The sequence below is a fragment of the Edaphobacter flagellatus genome, from assembly GCF_025264665.1.
Taxonomy (GTDB): domain Bacteria; phylum Acidobacteriota; class Terriglobia; order Terriglobales; family Acidobacteriaceae; genus Edaphobacter; species Edaphobacter flagellatus.
The window spans coordinates 991095-1007359 of record NZ_CP073697.1 but is presented as its reverse complement, the minus strand read 5'-3'; the positions used below and the strand labels follow the sequence as shown (position 1 = coordinate 1007359).

General features: G+C 54.4%; 14 protein-coding genes and 1 pseudogene. 8 read left to right on the top strand and 7 right to left on the bottom strand.

The features are described from left to right. The first annotated feature begins 248 nt into the window (after nucleotides 1-248). From KFE13_RS04150 to KFE13_RS04135, 4 genes are read left to right on the top strand one after another with little or no spacing between them, the layout of a single operon-like run. Entirely contained in the window at nucleotides 249-1097 is an 849-nt protein-coding gene (locus KFE13_RS04150) for an amidohydrolase family protein (RefSeq protein ID WP_260705916.1), read from the top strand. After that, nucleotides 1094-2239 (top strand): mandelate racemase/muconate lactonizing enzyme family protein, encoded by a 1146-nt coding sequence (locus KFE13_RS04145; protein WP_260705915.1) that lies wholly within the window; start codon nucleotides 1094-1096, stop codon nucleotides 2237-2239. The genes KFE13_RS04150 and KFE13_RS04145 overlap by 4 nt, the downstream gene beginning before the upstream one ends. A gap of 4 nt (nucleotides 2240-2243) precedes the next feature. Next, nucleotides 2244-3014 carry an SDR family NAD(P)-dependent oxidoreductase gene (locus KFE13_RS04140; protein ID WP_260705914.1) on the top strand — a complete coding sequence of 257 codons (771 nt, stop codon included), beginning with the start codon at nucleotides 2244-2246 and terminating at the stop codon, nucleotides 3012-3014. Nucleotides 3015-3060: 46 nt separating this feature from the next. Beyond that, entirely contained in the window at nucleotides 3061-4470 is a 1410-nt protein-coding gene (locus KFE13_RS04135; protein WP_260705913.1) for a GH39 family glycosyl hydrolase, read from the top strand. A gap of 145 nt (nucleotides 4471-4615) precedes the next feature. Here the strand turns inward: KFE13_RS04135 and KFE13_RS04130 are convergent, their stop codons facing one another. Together KFE13_RS04130 and KFE13_RS04125 are read right to left on the bottom strand one after the other, a co-directional pair. Continuing rightward, nucleotides 4616-5314, bottom strand: coding sequence for an RraA family protein (locus tag KFE13_RS04130; RefSeq protein WP_260705912.1), 699 nt, complete (start codon nucleotides 5312-5314; stop codon nucleotides 4616-4618). A 101-nt stretch (nucleotides 5315-5415) separates the two neighbouring features. Next, on the bottom strand, nucleotides 5416-6186 hold the full coding sequence (locus tag KFE13_RS04125; protein ID WP_260705911.1) for an IclR family transcriptional regulator: 771 nt from the start codon (nucleotides 6184-6186) through the stop codon (nucleotides 5416-5418). Between the two features lie 384 nt (nucleotides 6187-6570). Here KFE13_RS04125 and KFE13_RS04120 point away from each other — a divergent pair, with 384 nt between their 5' ends. Next, the gene (locus KFE13_RS04120; protein WP_260705910.1) at nucleotides 6571-9777 is read left to right on the top strand and encodes a TonB-dependent receptor; all 3207 of its coding nucleotides are present in this window, start codon (nucleotides 6571-6573) and stop codon (nucleotides 9775-9777) included. A gap of 67 nt (nucleotides 9778-9844) precedes the next feature. Here the strand turns inward: KFE13_RS04120 and KFE13_RS04115 are convergent, their stop codons facing one another. Then, a complete protein-coding gene (locus KFE13_RS04115) occupies nucleotides 9845-10885 on the bottom strand; it encodes a M14 family metallopeptidase (protein ID WP_260705909.1) in 1041 nt (346 codons plus the stop codon). Nucleotides 10886-11150: 265 nt separating this feature from the next. Between KFE13_RS04115 and KFE13_RS04110 the strand changes: the two genes are divergently transcribed. Then, nucleotides 11151-11621: a DMT family transporter gene (locus KFE13_RS04110; protein WP_260705908.1), complete on the top strand. Its 471-nt coding sequence runs from the start codon at nucleotides 11151-11153 to the stop codon at nucleotides 11619-11621. Beyond that, entirely contained in the window at nucleotides 11618-12052 is a 435-nt protein-coding gene (locus KFE13_RS04105) for a hypothetical protein (protein ID WP_260705907.1), read from the top strand. The genes KFE13_RS04110 and KFE13_RS04105 overlap by 4 nt, the downstream gene beginning before the upstream one ends. Before the next feature lie 15 nt (nucleotides 12053-12067). Here KFE13_RS04105 and KFE13_RS04100 read toward each other — a convergent pair whose 3' ends face one another. Next, entirely contained in the window at nucleotides 12068-13003 is a 936-nt protein-coding gene (locus tag KFE13_RS04100) for an aldose epimerase family protein (RefSeq protein ID WP_260705906.1), read from the bottom strand. 179 nt (nucleotides 13004-13182) lie between these two features. Between KFE13_RS04100 and KFE13_RS04095 the strand changes: the two genes are divergently transcribed. Next, nucleotides 13183-13857: a cyclase family protein gene (locus tag KFE13_RS04095; RefSeq protein ID WP_260705905.1), complete on the top strand. Its 675-nt coding sequence runs from the start codon at nucleotides 13183-13185 to the stop codon at nucleotides 13855-13857. 151 nt (nucleotides 13858-14008) lie between these two features. On the opposite strand, the pseudogene KFE13_RS04090 reads toward KFE13_RS04095, so the two are convergent. The 3 genes and pseudogenes from KFE13_RS04090 to KFE13_RS04080 form a co-directional block, all read right to left on the bottom strand. After that, nucleotides 14009-14238, bottom strand: a pseudogene (locus tag KFE13_RS04090) (DUF1738 domain-containing protein); the annotation flags it as partial. A gap of 489 nt (nucleotides 14239-14727) precedes the next feature. Further along, entirely contained in the window at nucleotides 14728-15366 is a 639-nt protein-coding gene (locus KFE13_RS04085) for a hypothetical protein (RefSeq protein WP_260705904.1), read from the bottom strand. Nucleotides 15367-15368: 2 nt separating this feature from the next. Then, on the bottom strand, nucleotides 15369-16157 hold the full coding sequence (locus tag KFE13_RS04080; protein WP_260705903.1) for a hypothetical protein: 789 nt from the start codon (nucleotides 16155-16157) through the stop codon (nucleotides 15369-15371). Between the last annotated feature and the right edge of the window lie 108 nt (nucleotides 16158-16265).

Below are 16265 nucleotides of genomic sequence, written 5' to 3'. Positions count from 1 at the left end.
ACCCTGTAGCGGTCCATCTCAGGTTATAGTGATGGACCGCCACTCGGTTAGGGCTTTATACCTCACAAAAGGTGAGATTCTCCGTATCAGCGAGCAGAACCATTTCAATGGTGAGGCTGTTGTAATTCCTATGCTCCATTGGGATATCCGATTAGCCGGATACGGGCTTGATTGAGTGACCGATCGCTATTTCTTCCCCAATAAGCGGATGATAGAGTGCATACAATTAGCTGGCAAAGAGGTCGTCTGTGCTTGTCGATTGTCATTCGCATTTGTGGGCTTATCCTGGTCATCTCTCTGACGAATTCGTAAACGAAGCGAATGCAAGATCTCGCGGATACGCCTTGGATCTGCACGTTCCGCCGGAGAAGCACAAGCAGGCGATGCTCGGCGTCGACCGGGTGATCGTCTTTGGACTGCGGGCCTATCACTCCGGACTCTGGGTTCCTAACAGCTATATCGCTGCATATGCCGCGAGTGATCCCAAGAAAATCATCGGATTCGGTGCTATTGATCCCGCGGTCGATCCGATCGAAGAGACTCTCGAAGAGATCGTCCATCTCAAATTGCGCGGAGTTAAGTTGGGTCCCATCTATCAGGGCATCCACCCCTCTGACCCCCGAATGCTGAAGGTCTACGAATTCTGTCAGGCGCATCAGCTACCCATCATGATTCATCAGGGAACTACTTTTGTGAGGACTGGCCCCCTCAAATACGCTCTGCCCATTCTTCTTGATGATATTGCTATACAGTTTCCGCGCCTTAAGATGATCGTCGCTCATCTGGGGCATCCGTGGATTGCCGAAACACTGGTTCTGATTAGGAAACACCCTAATCTTTATTCGGATATTTCGGCGCTCCACTATAGGCCATGGCAGTTTTATAACGCTCTTATTATGGCGAAGGAATATGGCGTTCTCGATAAGATCCTTTTTGGATCCGACTATCCATTTACAACTCCGGAGGCGCAGATAGAGGGCGTGCGGAATATCAACCACGTTACGGAGGGCACCAATCTCCCGCGACTTACTGGCGAGGAGATCGAGCGGCTTATCTATAGCCCAACGCTGACCTGTCTTGGACTGGAGGGGGCGTGAAGATCACGAACGTTGAAGTGATCATTCTTGAATCCCCGGGCTCATATGAGGCAACTGCGGGAGCGGAAGAGGCGTATGGCATCAAACACCTTGGCCTTATCAAGATTGAGACGGACGGCAACATTACGGGTTATGCCGACCTTGAGACGCAACCGCATGTAGCAAAAGCTATCGTCGATGCTCCTTCTGAGGGGGCTGTACCGGGATTTCAGGGACTGCGCTCCGTACTGTTGGGCGAGGACCCGCTGGAGGTAGAACGACTATGGCACAAGATGTATATGGCCTCGGTCTACTACGGGCGGCGTGGAGCGGCGATGCAGGTAATCTCGGGCGTCGATATTGCCTTATGGGACATTATTGGCAAGCGAGTGGGTCAGCCGATCTATAAGCTGCTCGGAGCCGGGTATCGTGATCGTGTTCGTGCCTATGCGAGCACGCTCTTTCGTTCCACACCGGAGGGAATTGCAGAGGCGGGTCGCCAATACGTAGAGCGCGGATTTACTGCAATTAAATTTGGGTGGGGTGTCTTCGGGCAGGATGCGGAGCGAGATGTTGAACTGGTAGCGGCAGCGCGTGCGGCGTTGGGGAATCGCGTGGATCTGTTGATCGATACGGGATGGTATGTGCATCGTACGGCGAAGCAGGCGATTCATATGGTTCGTTCGCTTGAGCCGTACAGGCCCTTCCTGATTGAAGAACCTTTGTCTCCTGAAGATTATGACGGTTATGCCGAGCTTTCGGGGGCGGTGGAAACAATGATTGCCTGTGGGGAACAGGAGGCGACGGAGTGGGGCTTTCGCACGTTGATCGAACGAGGGCGGATTGATGTTCTCCAGCCGGATCTTTCACGTTGCGGTGGCTTTACGGCCGGGCGCAAGATCGTTCATCTTGCCGATCTTCATAACAAGCTTTGTATTCCTCATGCCTGGATCTCGGACCTGCTGACGGCAGCTTCACTGCATTTGAACGCGTTTATGCGGAATGCGACGTTTCAGGAGTTCAACACGACGAGTGGGCCTTTGAGCCGGGAGCTGTGCCTGACCCCGATCCAGTCGGAGGGTGGCTATCTTCGTGTGCCTCAAGGGCCTGGACTTGGCGTGGAGGTCGATGAATCGGTGATCAACAAGTACCGCGTGGCGTGAGGCTATGGACAGAATTAAGAACAAAGTCGCGATTGTTACCGGTGGAGCTAATGGGATCGGTCGGGCTATCTGCGAACTATTTGCCGAGGAAGGTGCCTGGGTGTTGATTGCCGATATCGATGAGCCCGGAGGGAAGGAACTGGCAGCAACGATACGATCGAAAGGTGGAGAGGCGGAATTTTGCCGGACGGACGTGACCCGGGAAGACGACGTGAAGTGTGCTGTGGCAATGGCCGCGGGGCACAACGGGCGTGTCGATATCCTCTGCAACAATGCAGCGTATCTCTCCCCTGACTTCCATGCTGCTCTGGAGTCAACGGAGAAGGAATGGCGCGGCTGCATCGATGTGGCCTTGCTGGGAACACATTCGTTTACCAAAGCGGCGCTGCCCTACATGATCGACCAGAGGCAGGGATCGATTGTGAATATTGTGTCCATCCAGGGGATGGAGGGCATGATGACGTCGGTTGCCTACACCGCGACGAAGGCGGCGCTGCTGGGCTACTGCATGAGCGTCTCGTACGACTACGGCCTGCATAACATTCGAATCAACTCGCTTTGTCCCGGACCGATCCAGACGCGTATCTCGGCCGATCCGCTCGATCCTCATTTCCAGTGGCAGTGTGACCAGACGACGCTCGGCCGCGTTGGCTATCCCCGAGAAGTAGCGTGGGCCGCGTTGTTTCTGGCCTCGGAGGAGGCTTCCTTCATTACTGGCATCACCCTGCCAGTGGATGGGGGATGGACATCGAGTTCTGCGCGGAAACGTACATAACGAGCATTGAAAGTTTCGTAAAGACGCAGCGTAACAGGAGAGATACATGACTTTGAAGACGCCGTATTTGTCTGCTCTGGTGCTTATTCTGGGTGCGAGTTCTGCCTCGTACTCGCAGACGCGTACTGCGACGCTGGACCTCAAGTTTGATAAGCCGATGGGACCTGTTGCGATGGACCACATTTCCCTGGGACAAGGTGGTTTGTCAGAGTATCCGATGTGGGACAACCGGATCGCGGAGGTCCGTGCGCTCCACCCCCGGCTGATTCGATTGTTTGTGCAGGAGTACTTTGACATTCTACCTGCAAGCGATAAATACCATTTCGACACGCTGGATCAATCGGTGGACGAGATCCTTCAAGCCGGCGCGAAGCCGCTCATGTCCATCGCGATCAAGCCGAAGGTATTGTTCCCGGTGGTTGATGAGAAGATCGTCGATCCGCAGGACTATGCAAAATGGGAGGAACTGATCTTCCAGATGGTGAACCACTATAAAGCGCGTGGCTTGGTAGGTCTCTATTGGGAAGTCGCGAACGAGCCCGATATCGGCGAAACCGGCGGCTCGCCATACTTTTTTAAGGCTGAAAATTACCCGCGCTACTATCAACATACGGTGGCAGCGATCCTTCGGGCTGATCCGCAGGCCCATGTGGGCGGTCCAGCACTTGCCGGGTGGAAGTCTCCGATTCTCCCTGCCTTGCTTGCCTTCTGCGAGAGGGAAAAGGTTCCGCTAAGTTTCGTGTCGTGGCATATCTATGACAGCGATCCGATCGCTGTCGAGGGAACGATTAAGGGCGTGAAGGCTCTTCTTGCCAATCATCCGTCGTTGCATCCCGAGACTATTCTGGATGAGTGGAATATGGCTCTGACTGTTCCGCCCACCGATGTTCGGATTCAGCCTGCCTTTGTTGTTGAGACTGCATGGCGGATGAAGGAACAAGGACTGGACTATTCCTGCTACTACCATATTCGCGACTACCACGTGGATCGTGATCGGTTCGCAGCGTTCTTCTCCCTTCGAGGAGCGTCGTTCATGGCGAGCTGGTGGAATCGGATGCCGCAGTACTCGGGGCTCTTCGACTACCAGGACAGGGTGAGGCCCGCATACTTCGCGTTTTTGCTACTGTCACGTGCCACAGGACAAAGGCTCAGAGCTGATTCCAACGACACCTCGGTTCATGCTTTTCTCTCTTATGATGAGTCTTACGGAATTTATAACCTGCTGTTGTGGAACTACTCCGCGACGCCGGTCACCGTGGGCCTGAATGTTCATGGTCTCCCAGTCGCTGTGATGGCAAAGCGCCGCTCGCTGGATGCTGCGGCCCCGTCGGATGATGAGAATGTGCGTCTGCGGCCGATGCCGGATGTCGCGCTCAAGCCGGGAGAGAAGATTCAGCAAGTTCATCTGGAACCCTATGGCATTGAGTCCTGGTCTTTAGAGCCCAGGGGCAGGTGAAAAACAAGAGCGACTCTGATCGTTCCCGGCAGCGTACAAGACACTTGCCGTGACGATCTCTTTAAGCTGTCGGGCAGAAGAGTTATTCGAAGAGGCGCAGTCATGTTCTGACGCGCGGTTGCGTCTCGCCAGCTCTCCAAAAGGGCTATAGCACGCCGTATTTTGCGAACACATCTTTGAGATAGGCGCCTCGAAGGAGGTCGGCGCGACTTCCGTTTTCTTTCGATACCTTGTCGGTAGCAAGTTGGATGACTTGAGGAAGAACTGCAGCAGGAACAGCGACGACACCGTCGTAGTCGGCGAAGATAAGATCGCCAGGGCAGACATAAGCACCAGCGCATTCGATGGGGACGTTATAGTCGACGATGGCGCCGCGACCTTTGGAGTCCACGGGCTTAATGCCCCGTGCGAAGACAGGGAAGCCCAGCTCCTGGATCTTTCGAACGTCCCGCACCAGACCTTCAATTACCGCTCCGCGTGCACCTCTGACATACGCGGCAGTCGATAGCAGTTCCCCCCAGGGTGCATTCTGCAGTGAGCCTCCTGTTGAAGCGATAACTACTTCTCCAGGAAGAACGGAATCGAGCGCGGCAATCTCCATGGCGTATGGGTCCGCAGGAATGTAGTCCATGTCGACACAGGAGAAGGTACGAGCCCATCCTGCAAATCGATCAGCAGGGGAGAGCGGGCGTATAAATTCACGCAGGACCTGATTTCGATGTCCTAATTCGTCTAAGGAGTCCGATATGACAGCCGTATACAGGTTTTCTTCGATATGTTTGAACAGGTCAAGATCCGTTTGGGTCGCGTGATGTCCTGAGATGTTAGTGGTTTGATTATCCATGCGCCCAGATTAGTTCCAAACTATGAGTGAAAGTTAAAGGAGCGTGTTGCGGGTTCTTGAATCATCCGATACCGAGGACAGTTCACGGATGGAGTTGAGATTCAGTTTAGCGGAGCAATTTCGGCGACATGTTCGACTGGGTCGATGTGTCGGTCGATGCTGAGCGGACTCAGGTGGTTGGAGAGGGCTTGCGCGGTTTCCTTGACGCGAGCAGCCTTCAGCGTGATGTCTTCGAGCTGAGCCTTGGTTCCCGAGATGCTGATTGCCGCCACGACTTCGCCTCGGCTATTGTAGACAGGCGCTCCAATACAGCGGACCCCGATCTCCTCTTCTTCGTCATCGACGGCATAGCCCAGTTGCTGCACCTCATCGCAGGCCATGCGAAGCTTTCGCATGGAACGGATAGTGTTGTCGTTATAACGAATGAGCCCCTGTTTTTGAATCATGCAGGCTAGTTGATCTTCAGGAAGAGGAGCGATGAGGACTTTGCCAAGTGCAGTGCAGTGCAGCCCCATACGCTTGCCGACCCAGGTAGCCAGTCTCGGTGCGTTAGGAGGTTCGATGCGGTCGATGAGGATTGCCTCCCCTTCTTCTAAAACAGCAAGGTGTACAGTCAAACCGCTGTTCTGCATAAGCTGATACAGAAGAGGCGATGCCTTACCGCGAAGACTTACTCCCGAGAGCGTCATCTTGGCAAGCGCATGGAGTCTAAAGCCGAGCCGGTAGCGTCCCGTCTCTTCATCGCGCTGCACATATCCGCAACGCTGAAAGGTGAGAAGCAACGCATGAGCGGTGCTCCGCGGAAGCTTAAGCTTCTGGGTTAGATGCGATAGAGTGACACCATTCCGGGACTTGGCGAGGTGCTCCAACATCAAAAGGCCTCGTTCCAACGCCGGCACGGATTGTGTTCGAGGAGCGGTCAGAGAATCCATGTCGCACTATACCGTGAATACAACACATAAAAATAGATGATTCTTGCTGGTATCGTCCGGCTAATCGGACGATATTTCTCGATAGTTGAAATTCGAGCGTAGTGGGTTTGCAGTGAGCTGCGAGGTCGGCTATCGGGGACGGTCCCACTTCAGTCGTCGGTTCCGGGCAGGGCGACGAAAGTTCCACTCCGACTGGTCGGATGGATTCACTTGTTTTTTCGGAAGCCATGTCAATCAGGACCGTGAGGCGTTGCAGAATTACTTTCACGCACTGCCATTAGAAGCCCGCCGGTGGAGACATTACCGCGCAAATAGGAGACAGCGATGAAACGAATCACGATCTTGATGTCACTGCTGTTCGTCATGTGTGGCATATTGCCAGCCCAGATCGCGAACGAAGGTGGAGTTCTTGGAGTTGTGGCTGACCGAAGCGGAGCCACGATTCCAGAAGCTGCAGTAACCGCAAAGAATCTGGAGACTGGATTTACAAAGGAAGCGAAGACTGATTCGACGGGGACCTTCGAGATTCTGGGTTTGCCTATCGGACCCTATACCGTGACTGTTTCCATGAAGGGGTTCAAGACATGGACAGTTACCAATATGGTGCTGGCGGTCGGCCAGCGCAGCAGGCTTTCTCCCGTGATGGAAGTTGGAGAATTGAGCGAACGCGTCAACGTTCAGGCGGACTCTGAAGAGCTGCAGACTGAAAACGCGTCTGTCGATACGGTTGTACAGCAAAAACAGATTCGTGATCTCCCCCTGAATGGAAGGAATGCGATTCAGTTGGTCAGTCTGGCGCCAGGCATGCAGTACACCGGACAGGCAGGAGGGCAGTTCGGGGCGGAGCGAGGCTCTACGGTGCAGGGCGTTGGAATCCAGAGCGGACAGACGCAATTTACGCTTGATGGATTCAACTCGAATGGCGGCATGGACGAAGGTGCCGTCGGCATTCCAAGCGTTGACGCCATTGCGGAGTTCAATGTGAAGGCCTCGGGGTTCAGCGCGGAGTATGGACGCAACCCGTTGCAGGTTTTGCTGGTGACTAAAGCGGGCACGAACTCGTATCACGGTACAGTTTGGGAGTTTGCTAGAAACAGTGCGTTCGCAGCGACCAATCATTTTGCGGTGACGAAACCCAAGCTCATTCAGAACCAGTTCGGAGCAGCAGGCGGCGGCCGAATCCTACGTGACCGAACGTTCTTCTTTGGAAGCTTTGAAGCCCTGCGGATTCGTCAGGACCAGATCTTCAACAATACGGTCCCGACCGCCGCAATGATGAAAGGGGACTTTTCGGCGGTTGCCACACCGATCATCGATCCGCTTACCGGGGTGAAGTTCGCCGGAAATCAGATTCCTGCATCCCGCATCGATTCGGCTGCAACGTTTTTTCTGCCGTACATTCAGCAGGCGAATGGAGCGGATGGACGTTACCATGCTAATGCCCCCACCAAGACTGACAATAGTTCGGCCACGGTGAGGATCGATCACTCCATCACGGACAAGCAGCATATTTATGGTCGATGGGTTCGGTATAGCAGCCCGCAATTGTTCTATGGCTACGGCCCAAGTTATTTCGAAACAAATACAACGACGCAGAACAGCTTTGGCGTGAACTATCTCTACACGATTACACCGAGAACAATCTTCACAATCTCCGTTGGACGTCAGGGATCGAACAATACATTTATCAGCCCGCAGGCCGGGGTCACGAACCTGACGGAGCAGGCTGGTATCCAGGGATTTTCGACGCCCGGCCGGGAAAGCGCAATCGGCCTGCCGACAGCCAGCATCAGCGGTTATACGGGGTTCGGTCACCTTTGGGGTGTCAATGGCCGTCTGTGGTCACATAGCTGGAACGGGAAGACGAGCGTAAATCTTCTTCGCGGCAAGCACCTAATCGATATCGGATATGAGTATGACAACCGCAGCGTGTATGGGGCGCACGCGTCCTTCGCCGCAAGCGGCAATTTCAGCTTCAACGGCCAATATACGGGGAATGGCTTCGCGGACTACCTTCTGGGGTACACCTCTGCTGCTGCTCGCGACTATCCGCTGGCTCCGTTTGGCCAGCAGCGAGCACCTTATTCCGCCTGGTTTGTTGAGGACACGTATAAGATCTCATCCACACTAACGTTGGACCTTGGACTTCGCTATGATCGATGGTTCGCAAAAAGGGCATTATATGGAAATGCAGCCACCTTCGATCCTGCGCTCGGCAAGGTGATCGCTGGAGTGGACCAGGATGGCAGTGTGAATCTCACAGCGCAGCCGGAGGCGAAGTATCTTGCGGCGTCAACGGCGGCTCTTTGGGTTCCCGCGAACAAGGTCAATATACCGTCGGGACTCTTTCAGTCGAATGGATTCATATCGCCGCGGATAGGCTTTGCGTGGCGTCCATCCTTCACAAATGACCTGGTGATTCGCGGGTCGTACGGCATCTTCGCCAGCAGCTTCCAGGGGAATATTGCTGCTTCATCCATCGTGGGGCCACCATACTGGGGCTACGAGACCCCGAGCTATAGTGCACAATCGTTGCAGAAGTGGCAAACAGCGTTCTCAGCGATCCCTACGGATTTTGCTACGCCCGGAGTCGCGGCCCCTGCGTGGAACGTAAGCGCACAAAAGACACATGAGTGGAACATGGCGATACAGCAGGCACTTCCATTCCAGTCGTCTTTCACACTGTCGTATGTGGGGAATCATATTGCGGATGGAATTTCAGGCCAATCTTACGATGATGTTCCCGCAGGAAATTATGACAACCTGCAAGCGGCAAGGCCCTATCCTTTATTGAGCGGTATCGTGCTTTACCAGAATATGGGGAAGTCCTGGTATAACGGCCTACAGGCTAAGCTTGAGCGCCGCTTCTCCAACGGACTCAGCTATACAGGCTCGTATGCCTTCAGCAAACTGATGGTCGATAACCTGGCATCGTGTATTTACTGCAATGTTCAGCCATTTACACCGCCTGGTTATAACCGAGGACGCTCCAGCAATGACCGTCGCCATATTCTCACCGTCAATACGGTGTACGAGGTACCCTTCGGTCGCGGGAAGAAGTATGGGACAGATATGTGGCGCTTACTCGATGCGGGAATCGGAGGGTGGGAAATCAGCGGTATCTACTCCTTTGTTTCAGGAGCACCATTGACGTTCGATGTTCCGGGTGCGACGCTGGGGAACGGATACGACACGAGGCCAAACCTTGTTGGATCGCTATCGACGCCGAATAAGGGAGCATCAAGATGGTTCAACGCATCCGCGCTCGCGGCGCCAGCGTCCTATGCCTATGGCAATTCCGGCATGGGTATTCTGGACGCGCCGGCGTTCCGCGGCCTGGACATGGCGCTGTTGAAGAACTTTCACATCACAGAGCCGACTTATTTCCAGTTTCGCTGGGAGGTCTTCAATGTTCCCAACGTGACCAATCTGGATGCGCCAAATACGTCGATCGGTCAGTCAACAACGGGGCAGATATTCTCTGCTCAAGCCGCACGGCAGATGCAGCTTGGCTTGAAGCTCATCTTCTGATTGATCATTGCGCAAAGAGAGCCGCTGGTTATGAGCCGGCGGCGCTCTCTTTTTGAGGATTACTCCGTTATTTGTTGGCGATTGAAGCATCGCGGGCGATGACGTAGAGGGTGAGGCCTTGCTGGCAGCTTGCGGCTGCACACATCATGATGAGAACACCATCCTGGTGTGCCCTCAACTCCAGAGGTTCTGCGGTGTGGTCGGAGAAGTCGTGTAAACGGCCCACCAGTTGGCCGTGCTTCACTTCATCACCGAGATCAACCAGAGGCTCCCATATTCCTGGGCGAGGGCAAGGAATATAGTCCTCGATATTGCGAGCATCGACGAGGCGCGGGAGCGATGGTCGCGCCTGGTCGATTTTGAGGATTTCTCCGCTAAGCATGTCGTAGTGCTTGAGAATATTGCGGATTCCCTCGAAGGCGTGAAGAACTCCCTTGCGGTTGACGCCTTCGCCAAACCCGAATTCACCTCCGATCGCGATCTTTCCTTCCGCCTCTGCCTCATCGGTGAGAAGGCCGGAGGCCATCTGGCTGGAGTAGATCAGCTGGAACGGAAGATCGAAGAGGGATGCGACCTTGGCGATCTCATCAAACTGCGCTGGATCAGGTACCGGATGAAAGGACGTGCACAGGGCAAAGCCACCTTCGCGGCCGCCCGCGTGAATGTCGACGACGACGCGGACCTGAGGAAAGATGTAGCGCTTGACGAAGTCCGCAATGCGATAGGAGATAGTGCCCCGCGCGTTACCCGGAAAGGCCCTGTTCATGTTGACACCGTCGAGCGGAGAAATCCTCTGGTTCGCGGCACATGCACTCTCGCTCAATTGAGGCATCAGGATAATTTTCCCGCTGATCTCTGCGGGATCGAGCTCCTGACAGAGACGCTTAACCGCAACCTGTCCCTCCCATTCATTTCCATGGGTACCCCCGAAGGCTGCCAGGCCGCGTGGTGTCGCGGAGACTTTGCCGGCACGGTAGCCGTTGATGATGGTGATGGGTACAAGAGAACTCCCCCATCCTGAATCAAGAGGGAAGGCCATGCGGTAGTGGGTTTTTCCAGGCTTATCAAAGTCAATTTGTGATGGATGGTGAATGATGGTCGTCGACATAGCTTGATCCCACTGTCTATGATAGCGAAGCGTCTGTTGCGGACATCGCGGTCAGGTCGGCTCGGATATTGTCTATCCGGTCCTTCGGATACTTTGGCGGACCTTGCCAGCCCGCTCACCCGAGTACTGATTCTAGGATGCTAGATTGGCTTCAAACCGAATTTAGTACTTGGGCATCGTTTTGCTTGTTGCAAAGTGGATGTCCGATGCAAGTTCCGTCCGGAAGGCGGCATTGCAAAATGCGGATCAAAACAGAGGAGACTTTGTGAACCCTGGGTACCTCTACATGCTGCTTTCGCTCACCTCGTTTGGGATGATCGGAATCTTCGCCAAACTCGCGGACACGCGCGGGTGCAGGCCGAGTGCGGTGTATACCCTTGCCTACGCTTGGTCGATGCTCTTCAGCGCTCTCTTTGTTGTCCTGTTTCGAGGCGGCTCGTTCGCTGTTCCTGGAATTGTTTATGCCATTGCGTTGCCGTTCGGAGTTGCGAGTGCGATTGGCGGAATCGTCTTCATGTTGGGCATTCGCTATGGAAAGATTTCGACCAGCTGGCTGATCATCAACCTGTCGGCGGCCATCCCGGCGATTGGCTCCGTTCTTTTCTATCGGGAACCGGTGAATCCCAGGAAGATTGTTGTCCTCCTGCTGGCGGTGGCATCGATGCTGTTGCTTTGGAAGGACAAGCAGGATGATGAGCGGTTGCAGGCGGCGGCACAGACGGGGGAGTCGCGATGAACCGTCAACTTACGTGGCTTCGGCTGATGAGCATCGCCTTTTTTGCGAACGGCATCGGCCCATTCGGCCTGAAGGTAATGGCAGAGAAGGGGCTCTCGGATCGATATCACTACCAATACCTACTTTGGTGGTACGCCGGCGGACTTGCATTCGCTCTGACAGCCTTTCTGATAACGCGAAGCGGGTTCTATTCGAGAGAAGTTGTCTTCGCCTTTGGCATTGGGATCGGTAGCTTCGGAGGCCAGCTTTTCAGTCTGATGGCATTGGAGCGAGGTGTACCGGGCTACATCGTATTTCCCGCAACTACGGGAGGAAATCTCTTTCTCGTAGCTGCCGCGGGAGTTCTTCTTTTCCGTGAGCGGATCGGAAGATATGGAATCGCCGGAATTGTGATCGGAATTCTATCTCTTGTGTTACTGAGCGTTGGGTGATTTCGTTCATCGCTTCTAGTGTGGCGAAATCTCCATCTGCAGGGACCAGTGCACAGAGCCGCCCGGCGGGATGGATTGGTATGCGTCGGGTGCGAGCTCATCAAGAAGATCGGTTGGGGAGGTGCACGGTTCGAGAGCAATGCAACGAAAGCATTTTTCGCTATCAGCCGGAAACCCGTAGTTATTAAACCAGATACCAAGTGCCGGGATCTGGTTCAAATCAAAAGTAAGGCGAAGGGAATTGGTGGGTTGGCGTAAGACGCACCAACCTTCGCTCAATCCGGAGACAAAAACTTTCAGCGTCTTGCCTGAAGGTAGAAAATTCCGCGAAAGGTCGGTCCCCTTCCACATCGGCCACGAATAACTTCCGCCATCCGAAGGAAATGTTCGCAAGTGTGGCTTGCCTGGAGGCAGAATCACTTCGTACTCACCTTCGACGGAGATCAGCGGATGTGCTGACCAGAGGTAGCGTATTGGAGCTTCGCCATGATTATGTACGAGGTAGGTTGACTCCAAGGTGCGCTCCGAGAGAAAGCGTGTCGTCTTAATCGCAGTGTAGGGAAGGGGCGTGCCGGAGCGCTTCATCGTGACTGCGCGCTTATCAAGAGCGATGACTTTCCAGGCGCCATGTGTCCACTCGCCAAGATCGGGAAGGCGCAGAGACGACCACGGTGCGTCGGGATACTGGCCAGCCGCGACGTTCGGAAAGCAGTCATCCATTCCGCTGGTGTCGTGCTGCAGCCAGTCACCTTCGACCGGAATTGTGCGGTAGGGGCGTTGCGGAGGGACGAAATACTCGCGGCCAGAGACTTTGTTGCGGATCTGCGCAATCTTACCGCCAACGTCGGGCAGGATCTCGACAACAAGATCAGACGACTCAATCTGCAGCAATTCAAATTCCTTCACCTGGATTTGTTGCACTCGGAGGCGTTTGCCTGGATTGGTTTTCATTCTATGGATGCGCGTAACCTGGCCATCCGCAGGAATAAGTTCTCTCGGTGTTTCATCCAGCCGGTCGGATCGGATCTGGAAAAGAGAGGTGCAATTTTCCTTCCCGTATACAGGACGCAATGCGGTGCGGATATTTGCATCGTCCCGACGCGCAAATACCGACTCGCCTAAAATTCGTTATGGTCATCAAGCTCTCCCATAATCTTTCTGAGTCCACGCCGTTCTACGGCAAGCTGCCCGGTCCGCGCCTTGACCGGTTGTACGATCTAGCGAAGGGCGATGGGTGCAACTCGTTTTATATGACGACTAGCAATCATGCGGGGACGCATGTTGATGGACCATATCACTTCAACCCAAAGGGCCGGAAGATCTCCGAGTACGACATGTCCGAACTTATCTTCACAAAAACGGTTGTGATGGATATTCAGGTGTCGCCCGACGAATTAATTCTCCCTGAACATCTCGATGCATGTTCCGCCTTCCGTGAGGATTGCGATCTTTTGATCATACGTTCTGGGTTCGAAGAGTATCGTGCCGACGCCGAGATGTATGTCGATCATTCTCCAGGATTTTCCAGGGCAGCGGCAGATTTTCTTATGCGTCAATTTTCCGGCCTTAAGGCACTCGCTGTTGATTTCGTTTCGATTGCGGCGATGTCGCACATGGAGGAGGGGTGCGAGGCGCATCGTGTTTTTCTCGGATGCGAAGAGTATTCAAGCCGACCAATTCTCCTAATTGAAGATACTCACCTGCCGCACCCGCTGCCTGAGCTTGACAGGGTCTACGTTGTTCCCTGGTTCTTCGATGGTCTTGACAGTGCACCGTGCGTGATTTTCGCGGAGTGCCGTGATTAGTCGATTTGCAAGAACTGCCGTTGACAGGGCTTGATCCTGCCGCAGTCCAGGTTGGGCGAATGCGACCTGGGATTCTCCGGGCGGTCTCTCTTCTTGGGGAAAGGCCGCAGAACTATTTAGCTCAACAATGTATGTACTTTGAGATCCTGGCGGGGTCCCCGGAGGTTTCGTGCATCTCAGGCAGGTCTACGCCTTCGGTCCGCGAGATGTCGAAGACATACGCATTGCGGAAACCGAGTAAGGCGCTCATTCTGCTTGGTAATGTTATTGTTGGCTTCCTCATCCCTTTTTGCGGTGAATGCCCACAATGGGGGCAAGAATGCGGATGCCTTTCTGTCCAGCTTTCACGGAGCGGCCAAGGTTCTTCCATGTGCAGAACCCTTTGCGCTGCGCCAGGGCATAGCCCTCAGCAGGTACCGGGACATGGTTTACATGCAGTACCGGGAACAGGGTTGACAGATACGGGAGGCGCTCCTCAACGAGGGATGAGACCGTTTACCGGCGACGGCCAGCGCTGCGATCTATCACCATCACGGATGCTCATAATCGCTAACTGATCCGCCCCACATATGAACTCTGCACAGTCCGTGCGATTGCACCGGAGTGATCGTCAGGGCTGAACACAGTTCGACGACATCATCGCTGACGACAAGCCGACTTCATGCTACGGATCCGGTGTCGATGAGTGCATTGGCGATTTTGCGCTCGTTTGAAAGTGCAACTCGGATAGATATCGATTACTGATTATCTTTCCTTCATACTTGTGAACTGGGCTCACCGCATTCAACGCCTCGGGGGCACGAACAGGAAAAAAGTGGATAGAGAGGGAAGGATGGATTGCTGTGTGACGGAACGGGGAATGCAGGGTGGCTAGCGCTTTAGCAGGCGATTCTGAACTCCGTGAACGCGGTATGGGGTGAAGTGGCTGCGTTGTTCACGGAACTGGGAGGCGAGGTCGCTCAGCCATTTGTCGTGGATTTTGACTTTTTCCCGCCAGGGCTGGGCTGAGGGAGATCCTTCAACGAGCGTGGCATCCGGCTGCGGCTCCTGCACGAGTAGGAAGCTCGTCATCAGGAAGCTCGTCCAGATGATCCAGGCACCAAAAGGGCCGACCGCGACCGCAGTGCCTTGAGGGATTTGGTAATTGGGCATCTGCATCACTGTATCCACGGAGACGTAGAAGGAACCGTATTCCGGATCGAATCCTGCATCGGTTATTCCATCGACGGCGTAGAGGAAATGATCGTCGGTCGATGGGCAGGTGTTGAGGAAGGCGAAGGTCGTGGAGTGATTGAATGGGATGGGCGCAAGCGCGTTCGGATCGAACCCGGACGGCACATAGGGTGTCACGACTTTGACGTTGTAGTGGAAGTAATCGTCGGAGGTGCCGGAGTGGTTTGACAAGTCGGCAAAGAACCACTGATTGACAACGACGAGTGTGTTGTAGGGGGCGGGGCCTGCAACAGGTATTTTGAAGAGCTCGGGATAGAAAGTTTTGACGTTGGCCATGGCTACCTGACGTCCTGCGCTGAGATAAAAAAGTCCACGCCCGTAATGCCGGGCTCACCCGCAGTCAACAAAACCGGGTTTGGTCCGGCAGCCTGCTGAGCCAGGTTGGTTTTTCCGGAGGCAAATGCCGGGTTGATGTCGACGCGAACCGTTAAATTTTTTCCGTAAGGGGCGCCAGCGATACTGTAAGGCAGTGAGAACTGGCCCGCTGACAGCACTAACGTGCCGACCGCACCGTACGCATCTGCTGTGTAGGTTTCTGTGCCAAAACCGCCAGTAGGCGATGGGATGTAGCCGCGTTCACCTGCGGAAACTTTGAATAGCTGAGCCGGCATCACGCCGGGTTTGGTTGCATCGAAGAGGCTCTGGTTCCAGCGTATGGTGCCACTGATGCCGGTGGGTTGCGTCGTAATGATGGCTACAACCTGATAGGCGAAGCGATCCAGGGCGGACGGATTTCCCATAACTGCCATATCGACGCTGAGCAGCAACTCCTGGGTAGATTCGTCAATCTGTAACTGTGTCTGGTCGATGGCGAAATCAAAATCCGTGTCGCCGTTGCCAAAACTGGCGAGACCGACATTGACAGAGGCTTTTACAACTGTGAGCGCGTTGACGTGAAGATTAACGACAGCCGTGTCTCGCGATATGTCGCTGTCATCGAGCGTTCTAAAACCTGGCATCGCGATTCCGGAGCATACGATCATCTGCTGGTTTGGAACGCCGAGGTCGATGGTAAGGGAGGTGGCACTGGAGACAGTATTCGGGTCGTTTGCATCAAGGAGAAACATCAGCGACCTCCATCTTTCTGACGCCGGAAGTCTACCAGAGGCGTGCATAGAGTGGGCATCAGCAATAAATCGCTTGCGATGTGTCTTCAAACAAATGCAGCTTTCCGA